Origin of the sequence: Serratia sp. LACPHL-BACT-2024-00286 (assembly GCF_043109535.1) — a bacterium.
In the GTDB taxonomy this organism is placed as follows: domain Bacteria; phylum Pseudomonadota; class Gammaproteobacteria; order Enterobacterales; family Enterobacteriaceae; genus Serratia; species Serratia sarumanii.
In genome coordinates, this window is record NZ_JBICNA010000001.1 from 816335 (window position 1) to 835521 (window position 19187).

Annotated in this window: 19 protein-coding genes; 13 read left to right on the forward strand and 6 right to left on the reverse strand. The window is 61.5% G+C overall.

Annotation, left to right across the window (positions count from 1 at the left end):
• Positions 1-15 precede the first annotated feature (15 nt).
• From ACF8MC_RS03830 to ACF8MC_RS03850, 5 genes are read right to left on the reverse strand one after another with little or no spacing between them, the layout of a single operon-like run.
• Positions 16-1017 (reverse strand): VOC family protein, encoded by a 1002-nt coding sequence (locus ACF8MC_RS03830; protein ID WP_101426916.1) that lies wholly within the window; start codon positions 1015-1017, stop codon positions 16-18.
• Between the two features lie 40 nt (positions 1018-1057).
• Positions 1058-2545, reverse strand: a complete 1488-nt coding sequence (locus ACF8MC_RS03835; protein WP_033653165.1) for an aldehyde dehydrogenase family protein — start codon at positions 2543-2545, stop codon at positions 1058-1060.
• A 38-nt stretch (positions 2546-2583) separates the two neighbouring features.
• Positions 2584-3435, reverse strand: a complete 852-nt coding sequence (locus ACF8MC_RS03840) for a fumarylacetoacetate hydrolase family protein (RefSeq protein WP_033653166.1) — start codon at positions 3433-3435, stop codon at positions 2584-2586.
• An 8-nt stretch (positions 3436-3443) separates the two neighbouring features.
• Positions 3444-4172 (reverse strand): GntR family transcriptional regulator, encoded by a 729-nt coding sequence (locus tag ACF8MC_RS03845; protein WP_101455603.1) that lies wholly within the window; start codon positions 4170-4172, stop codon positions 3444-3446.
• 23 nt (positions 4173-4195) lie between these two features.
• Positions 4196-4975 carry an SDR family oxidoreductase gene (locus ACF8MC_RS03850; RefSeq protein WP_033653167.1) on the reverse strand — a complete coding sequence of 260 codons (780 nt, stop codon included), beginning with the start codon at positions 4973-4975 and terminating at the stop codon, positions 4196-4198.
• A 172-nt stretch (positions 4976-5147) separates the two neighbouring features.
• Here ACF8MC_RS03850 and ACF8MC_RS03855 point away from each other — a divergent pair, with 172 nt between their 5' ends.
• The 4 genes from ACF8MC_RS03855 to ACF8MC_RS03870 are packed head-to-tail and all read left to right on the forward strand — an operon-like array spanning position 5148 to position 9377.
• Positions 5148-6770 (forward strand): GMC family oxidoreductase, encoded by a 1623-nt coding sequence (locus tag ACF8MC_RS03855; protein WP_033653168.1) that lies wholly within the window; start codon positions 5148-5150, stop codon positions 6768-6770.
• On the forward strand, positions 6763-7419 hold the full coding sequence (locus ACF8MC_RS03860) for a polysaccharide deacetylase family protein (RefSeq protein ID WP_164104942.1): 657 nt from the start codon (positions 6763-6765) through the stop codon (positions 7417-7419). Before ACF8MC_RS03855 ends, ACF8MC_RS03860 begins: the two co-directional genes overlap by 8 nt.
• Positions 7420-7438: 19 nt before the next feature.
• Positions 7439-9163 (forward strand): FAD-dependent monooxygenase, encoded by a 1725-nt coding sequence (locus ACF8MC_RS03865; RefSeq protein ID WP_197817230.1) that lies wholly within the window; start codon positions 7439-7441, stop codon positions 9161-9163.
• Positions 9153-9377, forward strand: a complete 225-nt coding sequence (locus ACF8MC_RS03870; protein WP_033653170.1) for a hypothetical protein — start codon at positions 9153-9155, stop codon at positions 9375-9377. The genes ACF8MC_RS03865 and ACF8MC_RS03870 overlap by 11 nt, the downstream gene beginning before the upstream one ends.
• Here the strand turns inward: ACF8MC_RS03870 and ACF8MC_RS03875 are convergent.
• Positions 9347-10252, reverse strand: coding sequence for a LysR family transcriptional regulator (locus tag ACF8MC_RS03875; RefSeq protein WP_033653171.1), 906 nt, complete (start codon positions 10250-10252; stop codon positions 9347-9349). The genes ACF8MC_RS03870 and ACF8MC_RS03875 overlap by 31 nt on opposite strands.
• A 159-nt stretch (positions 10253-10411) precedes the next feature.
• On the opposite strand from ACF8MC_RS03875, the gene ACF8MC_RS03880 reads away from it, so the two are divergent.
• From ACF8MC_RS03880 to pqqE, 9 genes are all read left to right on the forward strand, one after another.
• Complete coding sequence (locus ACF8MC_RS03880) at positions 10412-11929, forward strand: aldehyde dehydrogenase family protein (protein ID WP_033653172.1); 1518 nt, start codon at positions 10412-10414, stop codon at positions 11927-11929.
• A gap of 19 nt (positions 11930-11948) precedes the next feature.
• On the forward strand, positions 11949-13574 hold the full coding sequence (locus tag ACF8MC_RS03885; RefSeq protein ID WP_051917601.1) for a GMC family oxidoreductase: 1626 nt from the start codon (positions 11949-11951) through the stop codon (positions 13572-13574).
• A 166-nt stretch (positions 13575-13740) separates the two neighbouring features.
• Positions 13741-14664, forward strand: a complete 924-nt coding sequence (locus ACF8MC_RS03890) for a LysR family transcriptional regulator (RefSeq protein WP_164104941.1) — start codon at positions 13741-13743, stop codon at positions 14662-14664.
• 135 nt (positions 14665-14799) lie between these two features.
• Positions 14800-15849: a dipeptidase gene (locus tag ACF8MC_RS03895; RefSeq protein WP_164104940.1), complete on the forward strand. Its 1050-nt coding sequence runs from the start codon at positions 14800-14802 to the stop codon at positions 15847-15849.
• Positions 15850-15966: 117 nt separating this feature from the next.
• Positions 15967-16044, forward strand: a complete 78-nt coding sequence (gene pqqA, locus ACF8MC_RS03900) for a pyrroloquinoline quinone precursor peptide PqqA (RefSeq protein WP_004937827.1) — start codon at positions 15967-15969, stop codon at positions 16042-16044.
• A 57-nt stretch (positions 16045-16101) separates the two neighbouring features.
• Positions 16102-17013, forward strand: coding sequence for a pyrroloquinoline quinone biosynthesis protein PqqB (pqqB, locus tag ACF8MC_RS03905; RefSeq protein WP_033653177.1), 912 nt, complete (start codon positions 16102-16104; stop codon positions 17011-17013).
• A gap of 9 nt (positions 17014-17022) precedes the next feature.
• Positions 17023-17778 carry a pyrroloquinoline-quinone synthase PqqC gene (pqqC, locus tag ACF8MC_RS03910; RefSeq protein WP_039566149.1) on the forward strand — a complete coding sequence of 252 codons (756 nt, stop codon included), beginning with the start codon at positions 17023-17025 and terminating at the stop codon, positions 17776-17778.
• A complete protein-coding gene (pqqD, locus tag ACF8MC_RS03915) occupies positions 17778-18056 on the forward strand; it encodes a pyrroloquinoline quinone biosynthesis peptide chaperone PqqD (protein WP_039566152.1) in 279 nt (92 codons plus the stop codon). The genes pqqC and pqqD overlap by 1 nt, the downstream gene beginning before the upstream one ends.
• The gene (gene pqqE / locus ACF8MC_RS03920; RefSeq protein WP_164104939.1) at positions 18049-19185 is read left to right on the forward strand and encodes a pyrroloquinoline quinone biosynthesis protein PqqE; all 1137 of its coding nucleotides are present in this window, start codon (positions 18049-18051) and stop codon (positions 19183-19185) included. Before pqqD ends, pqqE begins: the two co-directional genes overlap by 8 nt.
• Positions 19186-19187 lie beyond the last annotated feature (2 nt).

Here is a 19187-nt window from a genome sequence, read left to right on the forward strand (position 1 = left end):
GGCTTTTTTATTCCCTCAAATACGCGACAGGTACTCTTCCAGCACCAGCGGATAGCCGCCGCCTGAAGGATGCTCGATCGCCGCGCCGGCAAACGTGCTGGCTTCCGCTACCCATTTGCGCTGCGGCGGCAGCCCCCAGGGCAACAGTTGCTGGCGTTGATCCGCCTCAAGCAGATTAGTCCCCAGCTCGATATCGATCATCTGATACGGCGTGTTATGCAGCTCGAGGCGGTGCCCGTCAGGATCGCGCAGATAGACGAACAGCACGTGCCCCATACCGTGTCGGCCCGGCCCACGCTCCACCGCGTCACCGAACCCCAGGTTGCCGGCGGTATCGCAGGCGCGCAGGATCTCCTGCGAATCGGGAATGGTATAGCCGAAGTGATGCAAACGCGGCCCCGGCCCATGCAGATACACCAAATCCTGCGTATTGCCCTTGCGTTGCAAAAAGGCGGCACCCATCCCTTGCTCGTTCATATAAATGTCCGAGGCGCGAAATCCCAACTGCGTCATATAAAATTCGGCCGCCCGCTGCACATAGGGTGTATGCAGCTGGAAATGGTCCAGCCGTTGGGCGCTGCCGCCGCGGTACAAATGCACCTGATGGTGCAAGCGCGGCATCACCGGCATACTGGCGCAAAGTTCAATCGGTGTGCCTACCGGATCGGTGAAATGCAGGGTGAGCCCCTGAAACGGCACCTCCGCCCAGTGATTATCAAGGCCTTGCAGATCCAAAAACCGCTTGGCCGCAGCCAGATCCTTTTCCTGAAACACCCGTAGGCCAATGCGCTCGCAGTGCGGCTCCGCTTTGCTGTAGGCGATCACCAAACTGTGATGACAGGCCTCTTCCAAACCGCGCAGATACAGATGGCGATCGTCCTTGTGAGTCAACACCATGCCTGCTACCTGGGTGTAAAACCGCTCGCTGGCGGCCAGGTCTTGCGAGGTCAACACCAGATGGCTTGCGCGTGTGATGGCGAATGGCGGATCATACTGGGTAACCGGTATTCGGCTCATTACCGTTCCTTAGGGGCACACGGCCCCGGTTCCGAGGAGCTCAGTAGCACATGATGACGGATTTCAGCTCGGTGTAGGACTCAATGAACGCGCTGCCGAATTCACGACCGATACCGGAAGCCTTCCAGCCACCGAACGGTACGGCCGGATCCATGATGGTGTGCGAGTTGATCCACACCATGCCCGCCTCAATGCGCCGCATCAGGCGCAGTGCTTTGCTGAAATCATTGGTCCAGAGACTGGCGGACAGACCGTAGGCGCTGTCATTCATCCACTGCAGCAGTTGTTCTTCATCATCGAACGGCATGAAACTCAGCACGCCGGCAAAGGCCTCTTCTCGCATCAGCGGATCGTCATGCCCGTTGGCGCGGATCACCGTCGGCGTGACGTAAAACCCGTCCCCCACCAGCGCCTGCCCACCGCTCAACACCTGGCCGCCCTGCCGTGCCCGTTCGAACAGCGCCTGCATGCGGGCAAAATGCGGTTGGTTGGCCAGCGGCCCGTACTGCGTCGCTTCATCCAGCGGCGAACCGATGCGCAGCGTTTCGACGCGTGCGATTACCCGCTCGACGATTTCGTCGAAGCGCGATGCGTGGATATAAAAGCGCTCGGCGGACGAGCAAACCTGCCCCTGATGCACTAGCCCGGCGAGCATGATGCCGTCTACCGCCCGCTCGGCATCGACGTCGGCGAGAAATGCCGCCGGATTTTTGCCGCCCAGTTCCAGCGTCACGCGGGTCAGATCGGCTTTGAGCGCCGCCTGACCGATAGCGATACCGGCAGGCACGGAACCGGTGAAACTGACTTTGTTGACGCGCGGATGTTCTATCAGCCACTGCCCGACCTGACGTCCGCCGTTGACCACATTAAATACCCCTGCGGGCACGCCGGCCTGATGAGCCAGCTCAGCGAGACGCAGCAGCGTCAATGGTGCGAACTCACTCGGTTTGACCACAATGCAGCAGCCGGTGCAAAGCGCGGCGGCGATTTTCCAGATGGCGATCATCAACGGGAAGTTCCAGGGCACGATCGCCGCCACCACCCCGACTGGCTCCCGGTAGGTCATGGCGGTGTACTGCTCGCCAGCGAACGAAGGGATGGACGGCGCCAGCGTCTCGCCATGCAGCTTAGTGGCCCAGCCTGCGTAATAGCGGATAAAAACGCAGGTATGGTCAACCTCGAAGCGACGCGCGTCGCCGATCAGTTTGCCATTGGTCAAGGTCTCCAGTTGAGCAAACTCCTCGCGATGCGCCTCGAGCAGATCGGCAAGGCGCAGTAAAATTTGCTGGCGTTGCGCGGGCAGACAGCGGCCCCAGTCTCCCTGCAACGCACGCCCGGCGCTCTCCAGTGCCCGATCCACGTCGTCGGCAGAAGCCGCAGCCACATCGGCTATCGTCCTGCCGTTAGCCGGATTCACCACCGGCAAACGCTCTACGTTGGGCGTCGCTCGATACTGCCCATCAATAAATTGTCCATGATCCTGCGCCAAAAAGGCGGAAACCTGCGGCAGAATGTTAATATCAGCCATCGTACTCCTCCTGTTTCATCGGGGGCTAGCAAGCGCCGTCAGGCGCCGGTATCGTGCATGACCGGATTGCTGAGCGTGCCCAGGCCGGCGATCGCCACCTCGACCCGATCGCCGGCCTGTAGCCAGACAGGCGGCTGACGGAAAGCGCCTACGCCACCGGGCGTGCCGGTTACCAGCACGTCGCCCGGCGCCAGCGTGGTAAAGGTCGAACAGTATGCGATCAACGCCGGAATAGAGAAGATCAGTTCCGCCAGCGATGCCTGCTGCATAACCTCGCCGTTGACGCGGGTTTCCAACTGCAGCGCGCTCGGTTCAGGAATGCGATCGGCGCTCAGCAACCATGGGCCGAAGGCGCCGGTGCCGCTGAAGTTCTTGCCGGCGGTAAACTGCGAACTGTGGCGCTGCCAGTCGCGCACGCTGCCGTCGTTATAACAGGCATAACCGGCGACATGGCGCATGGCGTCGCGTTCGGCTATGCGGCGCCCGCCCTGGCCGATCACCACCGCCAACTCGCCTTCATAATCAAGCTGCGCCGATTCCGTCGGGATTAGCAGCGGCTGCCCCTGACCGACCTGCGAGGCGGGCAACCGCAGAAACAGCGTCGGATGGCCGGGTGCTTCGCGGCCCGTTTCCCGCAGATGTGGGCGATAGTTGAGGCCGACGCACAAGATCTTCTCCGGATTGACGATCGGCGGCAGCCAGCTCACCTCATCGGCCTTCAGGCTGGCCGGCGCGTCGCGCAGCGGTGCAAACGCCTCAATGCCACCGGCGGCCAGCGCACTGCGAACATCGGGGTAAGGCAGTATGGCGCTGCCGTCCACAATCTCATTCTCTCCGCGCAGCAGGCCGTAACCGGTGCGCCCATTGGCAATAAAACTGACGATTCGCATGGGATCTCCTAGCGTGGGGAGCCACCGGTGAGAGCGGGGTTGTCCGTCTGTTCAATAATTCGCTGCGCGGTATCTTGATAGTGCCGGGCCAACAGTTCGATCGCTCGATCCGTGTCGCGCGCCAGCGTGGCGTCCATAATCGCCTGATGCTCGCCGTCCACATCCCGCTCCGGCACTGCGCCGGCCAGTTCATAGCCAAAACGCAAGCGGCGATAACGTTCAGACTGATCGAACAACAGATCGGAAAAACGCAGCATCCACGGTGAACCGCAGGCCATCAGCAGACTGCGATGAAACGCATAGTGAAGCTGGCTCCAGGCGTGCGTTTGCCCCTCATTTTCCAGACGCGGGCTGCGTTTGAGGCGGTGAAACGCGGCGACGATCCCTGCCTCCCATTCGGCGTCGCCGTTGGCGATAGATAGCCGCAGCGCGTGAGTTTCGATCATTTGCCGGTTGGCGGTAATGTCCTGCAGCTCCTTCAACGACACCTCGCTGGCCCGGAATCCCCGCTGTTCATGGGCGATCACCAAGCCTTCGGTCACCAACCGCGACAGCGCTTCGCGCACCAGGCCGGGGCTGATGTCCAGTTCGGCGGAAATATTGCCGATCACCAGCTTGCTGCCGGGTTGATACTGCCCATCGATAATGCGGCGACGGATCAATGCCACCGCAGCGCCGCTCAGGCTCTTGAACTCCCCCTGTTGCTGCAGCGGGCTTTCCGTGGATTTCATGTTCATTGCCCTCTCTTTTGGTTGCTTCGCTATAACAGGGCGGGATAGGCACCGCCATCCAGGTGCATGTTTTGTCCGGTCATGTACCCGCTCATCTCGCTGCACAGGTAGACGCAGGCGGCGCCGAACTCCTGCGGCAATCCCATGCGCCCGGCAGGAATGGAGTCTATCTGGCTCTGCCGCGCCTGTTGAAAGGTGATACCGCGTTGTTCCATGGCGATATGCGCCATCTGCTGTTGACGCGGCGTATCGAAACGCTCGGGCAACAGATTGTTGATCGTGACATTATCGGCGACGAACTCGCGCGACAACCCCTTGCAGGCCGCCGTCAGGCCGGCGCGCGAGGCGGCAGACAGCGTCATGTGGGCACGCGGCGTGCTGACCATAGCCGACGTAATATTGATGATGCGGCCGAATTTACGCGCCCGCATTCCCGGCGCCAGCGCGCGGATCAACATCAGCGCAGCAAGCAGATTTCCTTGCAGCGCGTCAAGCCACGCGTGTTCATCGAAATCGAAGAAGTTGCCCGGCTCTGGACCAGCATTGTTATTGACCAGAATATCGGCGTCCGGACAGGCGGCCAGCAGGGCCGCACGGCCTTCTTGCGTGGTGATATCGGCGACCACCGCCTGCACTTGCCCGCCGATTTCGGCCTGGAGTCGTTGCCGTGCCGCCTCCAGCCGCTGCGCATTGCGCCCATTGATCCAGACGCTCGCCCCTTCTTTTAACAGCGCGGCGGCGCAAGCATACCCCAAACCGCTGCTGGACGCGCAAACCAGAGCGTGTTTATCCGCCAGCTTCATATCCATAACCGCTCTCTCCTGTCGCCAGATAAGCCCATCGCTGAGCATGGTGATGTTGCTTAAATGTCATGCTAGCGATAAAAAATATAGACATCAACAAAAAATATTCTTTATTATAAAAAATATATTTTTTCGTATTTCTGGCATTTTCACTATCACCCCACTTCAGGGAGAGCGCATGCAAGAGAACGAACGATATGACTATATTGTGGTGGGCGGCGGTTCCGCCGGTTGCGTAATCGCCGGTTTGCTGGCGGAAAAAACCTCCGCGCGCATTCTGCTGCTAGAGGCCGGGCAGGAAGACAAAAACCTGTTCATCCGAATGCCGGCCGGTTTTCCGGAGATCGTCGGCAAGCTGATTTGGCCCTACCAAAGCGACGATGAACCCTATATGAACCATCGGGCAATGGGCATACCGCAAGGGCGCGTATTAGGCGGCGGCAGCTCGGTGAACGGACAGCTGTATGTGCGCGGCCATGCGCAGGACTACGATGACTGGGAGCAGCTCGATGGCTGCACCGGCTGGGGGTACCGCGATGTACTGCCCTATTTTATCAAAGCGGAGTGCAACCAGAGCCTGCACGATGAATACCACGGCGATCGCGGCCATCTCAAAGTCAGCGACTCCGGTTACCGCCACCCGCTGAGCTATGCCATCGTCAAAGCAGGACAAGAGCTGGGCTATCCCTATTCCCTGGATTTCAACGGTAAGCAGCAACAGGGCATCGGTTTTTATCAAACGACCACCTTTCAGGGGCAACGCTGCAGCACCGCCACGGCCTATCTGACGCCGATGCGCCGCCGGCCCCATCTTCACGTAATGACCGGCGTTCAGGTGGAGCGCCTGCTGTTAGAGCGCGATCGCGCCGTGGGCGTTGCCTACGTCGATGCTGACGGCAAACACCGGCAGGCAATGGCGGCTCGCGAGATCGTGCTGTGCGCCGGCGCCATCGGCACGCCAAAGCTGTTGATGCAGTCCGGCATCGGCCCGGCAGAGCATTTGCGCGAGGTCGGCATAAAACCCACACTCGACAGCCCCCTGGTCGGCCAACGCTTGCAGGATCACCTGCACTTCTCCGTCATCGCCACCTTGAAACAGCCCATCAGCCTGCTCGGACAAGACAAGGGCGTCAAAGCGCTGGCGAACGGCCTGGAATGGCTGCTGTTCAAACGCGGCATTTGCGCCTCCAATCTGCTGGAGTGCGGTGGCTTTTTCGCCACCGGCGATGATGAACGTCCTGACGTGCAACTCATGGGGCTGGCGGCGGCAGACAACGTGGACGACAAAGGCCGACAGGCTCAGTGCCAGCATGCAGTCTCGCTGAAGCTGGCCCACCTGCGGCCACTCGCACGTGGTGAAGTACGGCTGCGGGACAGCAACCCGCGTTCGTTGCCGGATATTCGTCTGAATTATCTGGCCGAGGAAGCGGACGTCGCCGCGCAAATCAGGGCGGTGCATTTGGGATTACGGCTCTTTCAGGCGCCTGCATTAGCCAATGTGATCGACCGCGTGCTGCTACCGACGCCGGATCAGCGCAGCGATGAACAGTTGGCAGAGTTCGTGCGCCAACACGGGAAAACCGAGTACCACCCCATCGGCACGTGTCGCATGGGTGCCGAACCGGCGGATTCGGTCGTGGATTTAAAACTGTGTTTGCGAGGCATTAGCGGCGTTCGCATCGCGGATGCCTCGGTGTTCCCACGCATTCCGGCAGGCAATACCAATGCGCCAACCATCATGGTGGCGGAACGCGCGGTCGATATGATGCTGGCAAGCCTCGAGGAGCGAAATAATGCATAAAAAACTGACGCTGACGTTTGACAACGGCCCCCATCCGGTGGGCACCCCGCTGGTGCTGAAAACGCTGGCAGAACGTCGAATTCTGGCTAACTTCTTCCCCATCGGCGAGAAGATCGCCGCAGAAGGCGGCGAGGCGCTAGTCGCCGCCGTCAAACAGGCCGGACACCGCGTCGGCATTCACACCCTGACTCACTCGCTGCCTTTGGGGTTGGGCGCCCCGGGCTTCGCTCGCTATGAGATTGTCGAAGGACAAGCCCGGCTCGGCGCCTACGGCGAATCGCCCCCGCTGTTTCGCCCCTATGCCGGCAAAGGCATTCTCGGGCCTCACGTGCTGAACCAAGAAGCCATCGAGGTTCTGCAGCAGCAGGGTTTTACCCTGGTACTGTGGAATTCAGTGCCGCGCGACTGGGAACTGCCGACCCACGCCTGGGTAGCGCGTGCGCTGGAGGACGTCGCCAGCCAAGCCTGGACGGTGATGGTGTTGCACGACGCGCGTTCGGAGGCGATGGAGCATCTCGGCGATTTCCTCGATCAACTGGTGCTGAGAGACGTAGAGATCACCCAACAATTACCCGACTGGGTGATGCCGATCCAGGCCGGCGTAGCGCGCCATTCTTTCAGCTCGCTGGTAGCGCCGGCAAACGAGTGACAGTGCGATAAGGAGACAGATGATGCAACCCGATAACGTGATTGGCGAATTTCATTATCAACAATACCCGGCTCGGTTACCGCCGCGGGAGGGCGATCGCGAGACGCATCGCCATCAGGTAACGATTGTCGGCGGTGGGCCGGTCGGTCTGGCCACCGCATTGGCGCTGGCGCGGCAAGGCGTCGCCTCGCTGATCCTGGAAAACGACACTCAGGTATGCATCGGCAGCCGGGCGGCCTGTATCTCACGGCGCAGCCTCGAGATCCTCGATAAACTTGGCGTGGCCGACGCCTTTATCGACAAAGGGTTAGCCTGGACGCGCGGCCGCAGCTTTTATCAGGGTGAACAGGTGATGCAGTTCGACATGCTGCTGGATGACAACCAGCAATTTCCGGCAATGATCAATTTGCAGCAGTACTACATCGAGCAGTTCCTGCTGGATGAAGCGATGCGCAATGACGATTTGATCGAAATTCGCTGGGGCTCGGAGGTGCAACGCATCGTCTCGTCACACGATGGGGTCAGCGTGTCGGTTCAGGCGGCGGGCGTTGATTATCGACTCGAAACCGAATGGCTGCTCGCCTGCGATGGCGGCCGCAGCCGTATGCGGGAACAACTGGGATTGCATATGCAAGGCCGGGCGCACAAAGGCCGTTTCGCCATCATTGATATCGAACTGGAAAGCGAAACGCCGGCAGAGCGCCGGGTCTGGTTCGAAACGCCGCTCCGCCCCGGACCGATGTGGATGCATCGCCAGCCCGACAACATTTGGCGCATCGACTACCTGCTGGAGGACAACGTCAGCGACGAAGAGGGGCTGAAACCGGAAAACGTGCTGCCGGTCGTGGAAGACTTTCTGAAGATGGTCGGCGAAACGGGAAAATGGCGACCGATCTGGATCAGCATGTACAACGCCAAGGCGCTGTCGTTGGATGAGTACCGCCACGGTCGGGTGTTATTCGTTGGCGATGCGGCACACGTTGTGCCGATCTTCGGCGTGCGCGGTCTCAACGGCGGCCTGGACGACGCCTACAACCTGGGGTGGAAGTTGGCCTATGTTCTGCAAGGGCGTGCGCCGGAACATCTTCTGGACAGCTACTCCCATGAACGCCGCGGCGCCTGGCGCGAAAATGCCGATAGCGCAAGCCGCAGCGCGGAGTTCATGTGCCCCTCTACGCCCGGCGGCGCCACGCTACGCAACGCAGTGCTGTCGCTGGCGGCCCGTCATCCGCAATTTTCGTCGCTGATCAATCCGCGCCAGACCCACAGCATCCGTTATGCGGACTCATCGCTAAATACCCCGACGAACGGTGATTTGCCTGGGCCGGCAGTGGGTGCGGTGCTGACCGAGTATCCGCTGTTACGGGATGAGCGCCCTCAGGCCTTGACTGGGCTACTCGATGCGCGCTGCTTCACCCTGCTGCGCTTCCCGGCGCAAGAGGAATATGGTGAAACAACACCGCCGGCACAGGCGTTGCAGGCGCGTTATCCACTGCGCATCGTCACCGTCGGTTTGCCGGGGCGTCCACGTCACGGCGATGCCGGTGACGTGGAGGATCCACACGGGCGGCTGCATACCGCTTACAGCACGGCGCAAGGCGCCCTGTATTTGATTCGGCCGGATGGCCACGTGTGTTGGCGTTGGGGGCGAGACGAAACGGCCATGACCCAACAGATTGAGCAGGCATTGCTGCGCGCCTGTGGTAACCCAAGTGGCTACGAGGAGAATACCGATGAACGCTGAGCTGAACGACCGTCAACGCGATGAGATCTATCGCCATTTCGAACAGACTGCCGGTCGTTTCACCGGTGAAGCGCTGGCGCTGTTTCTGGCGCGGCTCAATCTGTTGCTGTTGGAGATGCTCGCGGATGAACATGCGGCTCGGGCTTTGATTACCGAGGCCGCTCAGTGTTCCCCCGAAAGCGATCAGCCTCCGGGGGAGAACGCCGCACGCTGATAATATTCTGCCAGGAAGTCCACGAAACTGCGTATGTTAACCGGCAGGTAGCGCCGGTTAACATACAGCACATACAGTGAACGACTGGTCCAGACGTATTCTGCCATCACCCTGACCAGCGCGCCGGCGGCCAGCGCTTCCCTGACCACGAACTCCGGTTCAAGGATAATGCCCCGGCCTTCAAGCGCGCTGGCTAGCAGCGCATCGCCGCTGTTGGCGCGCAGCGTGCCGAACACCGGTACTTCTACCGCTCGGCCCTGCGCATCTAGATATTCCCATTGTTCCGTACGCGGCAACAATGAATACATCAGGCAGTTGTGGTCGCGCAACGTTTGCGGTGAGGTGGGTGCGCCATGTTTCGCCAAATAGTCGGGCGAGGCGCAGAGAATCCGCGGAATGTCGCACAACCGGCGCGCCACCAGAGTGGAGTCTGACAAATTGGCCACGCGGATCGCCACGTCGATGCCCTGCTCAATGAGGTTGACCAACTGATCGCTGAGGCAAAACTCAACCGCGACACGCGGATAGCGACGTTGATAAGCCGCCACGATGGTCGCCAGCTCGGCGCGGCAGTATGGGTGCGGCGCGCTGATACGCAACGTGCCGCCCGGTTGCCCTTGATTACCCATATACTCCTCCAGCGCCTGGCATTCGGCGGTGATGCGCTGACTGAAGGCATAGCATTCACGCCCTGCCTCGGTCAGCGTCATCGAGCGCGTCGTGCGCTGCAGCAAGCGCACGCCGAAATGCTGTTCCAGTTCGGCGATGTGTTTGCTAACCCGCGGGCGTGAGAGATCGAGCATCTCAGCAGCGGTGGTGAAACTGCCACCGCTCACGACGGCGTTAAACACGCGCAATGCGCTGATCATATCCATTTTGCTTCCCGTTAATTCAGCGCGTTATTAGCACACTATAAGCCATCTATTGGTGCTTGTCCGTTACCAGTGTGGTGCCGTTTGCCCACTCGTCGCAATGCCGTCGTCCCGCTAGTTTAATGGCTCACCCGCTAAGCGGTGTCCACTAAGGGAACCGAGATGAGTAGCCAAAACAAAACTTTCGCCCAATGGCGGCAACAGGCCGCCGGGCTGCAAATTGAAGGCCGAGCCTATATCGCCGGTCAGTATCAGGATTCAGCCGATGGCATGACCTTCGTCGATGCCAGCCCAATCGACGGGCGCCCGCTGGCCAACATCGCCGATTGTGATGAAGCCACGGTCAATCACGCGGTGGCGGCCGCGGAACAGGCTTTCCAAGCCGGTGACTGGGCGCGGCGCACGCCAGCGCAACGTAAAGCAACACTGCTGCGACTGGCCGATCTGGTAGCCCAGCATCAGGAAGAGTTGGCACTCTTGGAAAGCCTGGATACCGGTAAAACCATCCACGAATCGCTGGATATGGACATGCAGGATGTGCAGACCGCCATCCGTTATTACGCCGAAGCGATCGACAAGATCGCCGGTGAAATCGCCCCGACTGGCGACGCGTTCCATGGCATGATCACGCTGGCGCCGCTCGGCGTGGTGGCGGTGATGACGCCCTGGAATAACCCGCTGATGATCGCATGCTGGAAGATAGCTCCGGCGCTGGCGATGGGCAACTCAGTGGTATTCAAACCGTCGGAGAAAGCGCCGTTGACCGGTATCCGCTTCGCCGAGCTGACCCGTCAGGCCGGTATCCCCGACGGAGTATTCAACGTGGTAACCGGAGGCGCGCAGGTAGGCAAAACGCTGGCGCTGCACCCCCGGGTGCGCGCAATGGCGTTTACCGGCTCCACGCAAGTCGCCAAACAGCTGCTGATTTACGCCGGGCAGTCAAACATGAAACGCACCTTCCTTGAAGGCGGCGGTAAAAATGCGCACATCATTTTTGCCGACACGCCGGATCTGGCACGCGCGGCGCGCTTCGCCGCGCTGGGGTTCTGCGCCAATCAGGGGGCGGTGTGCGCTTCCGGCACTCGACTGCTGGTGCAATCTTCCATCAAAGCTCAGTTCCTGGCCTTGCTGTTGGAAGAGTTGAAGAAATGGCAGCCGGGCCATCCGCTGGATCCGGCCACCGCAATGGGGCCGTTGATCGATGTTCAACATCAGGCCAACGTGTTGCGCTATATCGAATCGGCACGCGCTGAAGGCGCAAGCATCCTCAGCGGCGGCCAGGCCGACAATACCCTGCTGCCGGGAGGGTATGTACTGCCGCCTACGCTGATCGACAACGCCACGCCGGAGATGACCGCCTCACAAAACGAGATCTTCGGACCGGTCGCCTCGTTGATGACTTTTGAAGACGAGGAGCAAGCCATTCAACTGGCGAATGACAGCGAATACGGCCTGACCGTCGGCTTCTGGACGCCAGACATCGCCAAGGTGCACCGCGTCGCGCGGCAACTCGAGGCCGGTACCGTGTGGGTCAACCATTTCCTGACGCGCGACATTCTTTCGCCGTTCGGCGGTTTCAAGCAATCCGGCATCGGTCGCGATCTGTCGCTGCACGCCTTGCCGCAGTACGGCGAAATGAAGGCCACATGGATTGCGCTGCAAGATATCGCCGCCCATTGATCGGCCGCGAGGAGACATCATGAAACAAGATAAAATCACCGCTAACGTCGGGCGCCGCAAGTTCATTGCCGCCAGCCTGGCGATGGGGGCAGCGGCGGCGCTGCCGTTTTCCGGCTATACGCGTACCACCACTCGCGCCAACGATCCCAAATACGATTTTATCGTGATCGGCGCCGGCTCCGCCGGCTCGGTCGTGACTCGTCGGCTGGTGGACGCCGGCCTGCGCGTGCTGCTGCTCGAGGCGGGCCCGCGCGACGACATGCCGGCGATCCATAATCCGCCGGAAGCGATGGCGCTGTGGCACTCCGCCGTTGACTGGGGTTTTTCAACTCAGCCGCAGACCTTCGCAGGTAAACAGGATATCTATTGGCCACGCGGAAAAACGCTGGGCGGATCCAGCGCCATCAACGGCATGATGTACGTGCGCGGCCTGCCAGAGGATTATGACAATTGGGCCGCGCTGGGCGCCGCCGGTTGGGCCTGGCGGGATGTACTGCCTTATTTCCGCAAAGCGGAAAATTGCAATATCGCCGGCCTTTCCGCACAGCACGCCACCGGTGGCCTACTGCAGGTTTCTCGTCCGGCGATGACCCCGCTGGCCCATGCTTTTGTCGAAGCGGGTCAACAGGCAGGCTTGCGCTGGGTAGGGGATTATAACGACGGCAACGATCCCAGCGGCGTCAGCTTCCCGCAATACACCATGACGCCGGACGGCAAACGGGCCAGCGCCTGGGTATGCTATTGCGATGCCATTAGCCAGGCACCGAACCTGTCGGTCATGACGGAAGCCCGGGTACTGAAATTGTTGAACCAGGGCGATCGCATTACCGGGGTGCACTTCCTGCATCGCGGTATCGATTATCGCATCGAAGCCAAACATGAAGTGCTGCTGTGCGCCGGGTCGCTCATGAGCCCTTCCATTCTGCTGCACTCCGGCATCGGCCCGGCGGAACAGTTGGAAAAACTGGGCATGACTGCGTTGGTCAACCTGCCCGGCGTTGGCGAAAACCTTCACGACCACCTGGTCTGCCCGATGGTTTGGTCTTCTCCGCAGCCGGTCGCGGTCGGCTTGGCCTCCGGTATCGAAGCGCAGATCTTCCATAAATCGGCACCGCAGTTAAGCGGGCCGGATACCCAGTCGCTGTTGTTCACCATGCCGTTCCTGCCCGGCGTCAACCAGGGGTATACCGTTACGCCGGGTTTGGTGCGGCCGAAAAGCCGCGGGCGTCTGTGGCTTGGTTCGAACGATCCCCTCCAACCTCCGTTGATGGATCCGCAGGTGTATGCCGAGAACGAGGATTTGGAGATCATGACCGACAAAGCGCTGTTGATGCGCGACGTGATGCACCAGAGCGCCATGGCGCCGTGGCGCGGTCGAGAGCAAGGCATGGATGGCGTGAACAGCCGCGCGCAAATGCGCGACTATATTCGCCGCACTACCGGCTCCTATCACCATCAGGTAGGCACTGCACGCATGGGTGTCGATGACATGGCGGTGGTCGATCCGCAGCTGCAGGTGCGCGGCTTATCGGGGCTGCGAGTGATCGACGCCTCGGTGATGCCGGTCATTCCCAGCGGCAACACCAATGCGCCCAGCATCATGATCGGTGAAAAAGCCGCCGATATGATCCTCTCCAGCCGTTAAAATCTTTGCCGCCCGCTCGCGGGTGGCACTCTTCACATTCTCAACCGGATAAATCATAGCGTGCGAAAAAGATAACCATGCATAATGGCAGACAACGGATGTACATGGGCGGTTTTCATCTGCACCAAATGCTTCCTTTCCTTGCCAGCCCACAGGATACGCACGCATGACCGACCCTGATTTCAACCTGTTGATCGCGCTCGATGCGCTGCTGACGGCGGGCAGCGTCGTCGGCGCCGCACGGCGTCTCGGTTTAAGCGCTTCGGCGATGAGCCGCACCCTCAACCGGCTGCGCGCGGCCACCGGCGATCCCCTGCTCGTGCGCGCCGGCCGTCATATGGTGCTTACGCCCTATGCCGAAACGCTGCGCGAGCGGACGCGAAATACGGCATTCGAAGCCCGTGCGCTGCTGCGCCCGGCGCAGGGAGCATTAGATCCCGCCGAGCTGGATCGTACCTTCACGCTGCGTGCCAACGACGGCTTCGTCGAAGCCTTCGGCCCGGCGCTGATCGCCGCCGCTGCCGAACAGGCGCCGCGGGTGCGGCTGCGCTTTGCGCCCAAGCCGGAGAAAAGCGACCGCCCGCTGCGTGAAGGGCTGGTCGATCTGGAGATAGGCGTGCTGGGTGACATGGGCCCGGAAATCCGCCTGCAGGCGCTGTTTCGCGATCGCTTCGTCGGCGTGATGAGAAGCGCGCATCCCTTGGCGCCGCAGCGGGAAATCGGCGCCGCCGACTATGCCGCCTGCGGCCACGTGGTGGCCTCGCGCAGCGGGCGCATTCTCGGGCCGGTAGACGCCGCGCTGGCGGAGCTGGGGCTGACGCGCCAGATTGCCGCCGTGGTGCCGAGTTTTCCGGCCGCGCTGGCGGTGGCGCAGGCCTCGAACCTGCTGGCGCTGTTGCCCGCCTCCTTCCTGCACGCTCAACCTGCCGACGGCCCGCTGCGCGTCTTCGAGCTGCCGGTGAAAACGCCGCCTATCACCGTGTCGCAAATGTGGCACCCGCGCCTGGACGCCGAGGCGGATCACCGCTGGCTGCGGCAATTGGTGCTGTCGGTCTGTCGCCAGCGCGTGCAGGAACCGTTTCGCGAATAGTGACAATGTCACTAGATTTTGCATTACTGACGTCGAGTGATCCAGCCAACGGTAAAGCCCCATACCCTGAGGGTTGTTCCCCCTCGCGCGATGGGAGAACATAGCGTTCACGATGCCTGACTCAGTGAAACGCTCATGACGCTTCCCCCTCTCTGGCCGGTATTCGACGGCCATAACGACCTGCTGCTCAACCTGTGGCTGCAGCACGACGACGATCCGGCCGCCGCCTTCTATTCCCGCGTCACGCCGGGCCACCTCGATTTCTCCCGCATGCGGCGCGGCGGATTTTTTGGCGGACTGTTCGCGGTATTTATTCCCCCGGTCAGCTATATCGCCCAGATGCGCAACCAAACGCAGGACGAGGCGCAGGCCGCCTTCGATCCGCTGGCGATCGCCGAACGGCAGATCGCCATCCTGCAGCAGTTGGAGCAGGCTTCTCAGGGGCGACTGCGCATCTGCCGCACCGCCACCGAGATAGAACAGTGCCGCCTCAACCGGCAAATTGCCGCGGTGCTGCATATCGAAGGTGCCGGCATGATCGACGCGGAGCTGACGCAGCTGGAGGCCTTCTACCGGCTGGGCGTGCGCAGCATCGGGCCATTCTGGAATCTCCCGAACGCCTTCGGCACCGGCGTCAGCGGGCCGTTCCCGGGCTCACCCGATACCGGCCCCGGCCTGACGCCGGCCGGCGAGGCGCTGATCCGCGCCTGCAACCGCAGCCGCATCATGATCGACGTCTCGCACATGAACGAGAAAACCTTCTGGCAAACCGCCGCGCTGAGCAACGCGCCGCTGGTCGCCACCCACTCCAACGCCCACGCCCTCTGCCCCCAGCCGCGCAACCTGACCGACGCACAGCTGGGCGCCATCGCCCAGAGCGGCGGGATGGTCGGCGTCAATTTCGGCACCGCCTTCCTGCGTGCGGACGGTAAACGTGACAGTGCAACAACTGGCTTAACAGAAATTGTTAAACACGTTGAGTATTTGATCGCTAAACTTGGTGAAGATCGCGTGGGATTTGGCTCTGATTTTGACGGGGTCAACGTACCGCAACCGCTGGAGGACGCCGCTGGCCTGCCGCGCCTGACGCAAGCGCTGGCGCAGGCCGGGTTCGATAACCGGTTGCTGGAGAAGCTGACCTGGCGCAACTGGCTGAACGCGCTCACCGCCGCCTGGGGTGAATAACCCGGTTACGTTTTAAAGGTTGCGATCTCCGTCACACTTCGCCAACATTGGGCCGGCCGAATGCGAACGTTTCTCATTGGGTTCGACTTATTACGATGCATGCAAAGGAGCACCGCTATGACTACCTGGACTAAACCTGAGTTTGTTGATCTGCGTCTGGGGCTGGAAGTGACGCTGTACATTTCCAACCGTTAATCGCCCGTCTGCCCGCCTTTCGCGCGGGCATTTCTTTCCTTCTTTTCTGGTTTAGACATGCAGATAAAAGTTCTCGGCTCGGCGGCGGGCGGCGGCTTTCCCCAGTGGAATTGCAACTGCGACAACTGTCGGGGCGTTCGCGACCACAGCATCAGCGCCACGCGCCGCACGCAGTCCTCCATCGCCGTCAGCGACGACGGTAAAAACTGGGTGCTGTGCAACGTTTCCCCGGACATTTGCCATCAGCTGCTGGCCTCGCCCGAATTGAATAATCCCGAGGTGCTGCGCGGCACCGGCATCGGCGCGATCGTGTTGACCGACAGCCAGATCGATCACAGCGCGGGCTTGCTCAATTTGCGCGAGGGCTGCCCGCATCACGTCTGGTGCACCCCTGAAGTGCATGACGATCTCAGCACCGGTTTCCCGGTATTTCCCATGCTCTCACACTGGAACGGCGGCCTGATTCACCACCCGGTGACGCCCGGCGAGCCGTTCCGCACGATGGTCTGCCCGAACGTGCGCTTTACCGCCATTCCGCTGCTCAGCAACGCGCCGCCCTATTCGCCGTTCCGCGATCGCCCGATGCCGGGCCACAACGTGGCGCTGTTTATCGAAGATACCGCGCGCGGGGTGGCGCTGCTGTACGCGCCGGGCCTGGGTGAGCCGGACGAGGCGCTGCTGCCGTGGCTGCGCCGCGCGGACTGCCTGCTGATCGACGGCACGCTGTGGCGCGACAACGAGCTGGCCAACGCCGGCGTGGGCCGCAATACCGGCAAGGACATGGGGCATCTGGCGCTGGCGGAAGAACACGGGCTGGCGGCCCTGCTCGCCACCTTGCCCGCCAGGCGTAAGATCCTGATCCACATAAACAATACCAACCCTATCCTCAATGAAGACTCGGTAGAGCGGCAAAGCCTGACCGCCGCCGGCATTGAAGTGAGCTGGGACGGCATGAATATCGAACTGTAGGGAACCGCCATGACGCAACCACTGCCCCTGACTCCGCCGGCATTTGAAGCGGCGCTGCGCGCCAAAGGCGCTTATTACCATATTCACCACCCGTACCACATCGCGATGCACAACGGCGAAGCGACCCGCGAACAGATCCAGGGCTGGGTGGCCAACCGGTTCTACTACCAGACCAGCATTCCGATCAAAGACGCGGCGATCATGGCCAACTGCCCACAGCCGGAAACCCGCCGCAAATGGGTGCAGCGCATCCTGGATCACGATGGCTACGGCGGCAGCGAAGGCGGCATCGAAGCCTGGCTGCGCCTGGGCGAAGCCGTCGGGCTGCAGCGCGACGCCCTGCTCTCTGAAGAATTGGTGCTGCCGGGCGTGCGCTTCGCGGTGGACGCCTACGTCAATTTCGCGCGCCGCGCCTGCTGGCAGGAAGCGGCCTGCAGCTCGCTGACCGAACTGTTCGCGCCGCAAATCCACCAATCGCGCCTCGACAGCTGGCCGCAGCACTACCCGTGGATCGACGCCGCCGGCTACGACTATTTCCGCAGCCGCCTCGGCCAGGCCAACCGCGATGTTGAACACGGCCTGGCGCTGGCGCTGGACTATTGCGACACCGTAGAAAAACAGCAGCGCATGCTGGAGATCCTGCAGTTCAAGCTGGACATTCTGTGGAGCATGCTGGACGCCATGAGCATGGCCTATACCCTGAACCGCCCGCCTTACCACAGCGTGACCACCGCGCGGGTATGGCACAACCAGAGGCTGGTGTAATGACGCTGAACCCTGAACACACCCCCGTCTTCCGTCGCGGCTACCGCCTGCAATGGGAGCAAGTGCAAAACAGCCACGTGATCCTCTACCCGGAAGGCATGGCCAAGCTGAACGACAGCGCCGCCGCCATCTTGCAGCTGGTCGACGGCCACACCACGCTGAACGGCATCATCGCCCAGTTGAACGCCCGCTTCCCCGGCGCCGAAGGGCTGGCGGAAGACGTGCTGGAGTTTTTCCAGCGCGCCTACGAACAAAAATGGGTGACCTTCCGTGACTGAAGCGCGCGCGCCGGCGGTGAACCCGCCGCTCTGGCTGCTGGCGGAGCTGACCTACCGCTGCCCGCTGCAGTGTCCGTATTGCTCCAACCCGCTCGATTTCGCCGCGCAGGAAAAAGAGCTGACCACCGCGCAGTGGATCGAGGTGTTTCGCCAGGCGCGGGCGATGGGCAGCGTGCAGCTCGGTTTTTCCGGCGGCGAGCCGCTGGTGCGTAAAGACCTGCCCGAGCTGATCGCCGCCGCGCGCGCGCTCGGCTTTTACACCAACCTGATCACCTCCGGCATCGGCCTGACCGAGAAAAAGCTGCAGACCTTCGCCGACGCCGGGCTGGATCATATCCAGATCAGTTTTCAGGCCAGCGATGAAACGCTGAACGCCGCGCTGGCGGGCTCCGCCAAGGCGTTTCAGCAGAAGCTGGTCATGGCCAGGGCGGTCAAGGCGCTCGGCTATCCGATGGTGCTCAACTTCGTGCTGCATCGCCATAATATCGGCCAGATCGACCGCATTATCGAACTGGCGATCCAGCTGGACGCCGACGACGTCGAGCTGGCGACCTGCCAGTTCTACGGCTGGGCGCACCTCAACCGCGAGGGGCTGCTGCCGACCCGCGAGCAGATCGCCGACGCGGAAGCGGTGGTGAAACGCTACCGCGAACGCATGGCCACCGACGGCAAGCTGGCCAACCTGCTGTTCGTCACGCCGGACTACTACGAGGAGCGCCCCAAAGGCTGCATGGGCGGCTGGGGCGCCATCTTCATGAGCGTGACGCCGGAAGGCATGGCGTTACCCTGTCACAGCGCCCGTCAGTTACCGATCGCCTTCCCGTCGGTGCTGGAGCACGATCTGCAGCATATCTGGTACCACTCGTTCGGCTTTAACCGCTATCGCGGCTATGACTGGATGCCGGAGCCGTGCCGTTCCTGCTCGGAGAAAGAGCAAGACTACGGCGGCTGCCGCTGCCAGGCGTTCATGCTGACCGGCAACGCCGACAACGCCGACCCGGTGTGCGGCAAATCGCCCCACCACGGCACCATTCTGGCGGCGCGGGAAGCGGCGAATCGCTCGCAGATCGGTATCGATCAGCTGCGTTTTCGCAATCAGGCCAACTCCCGTCTGATCTTCAAGGGTTGACG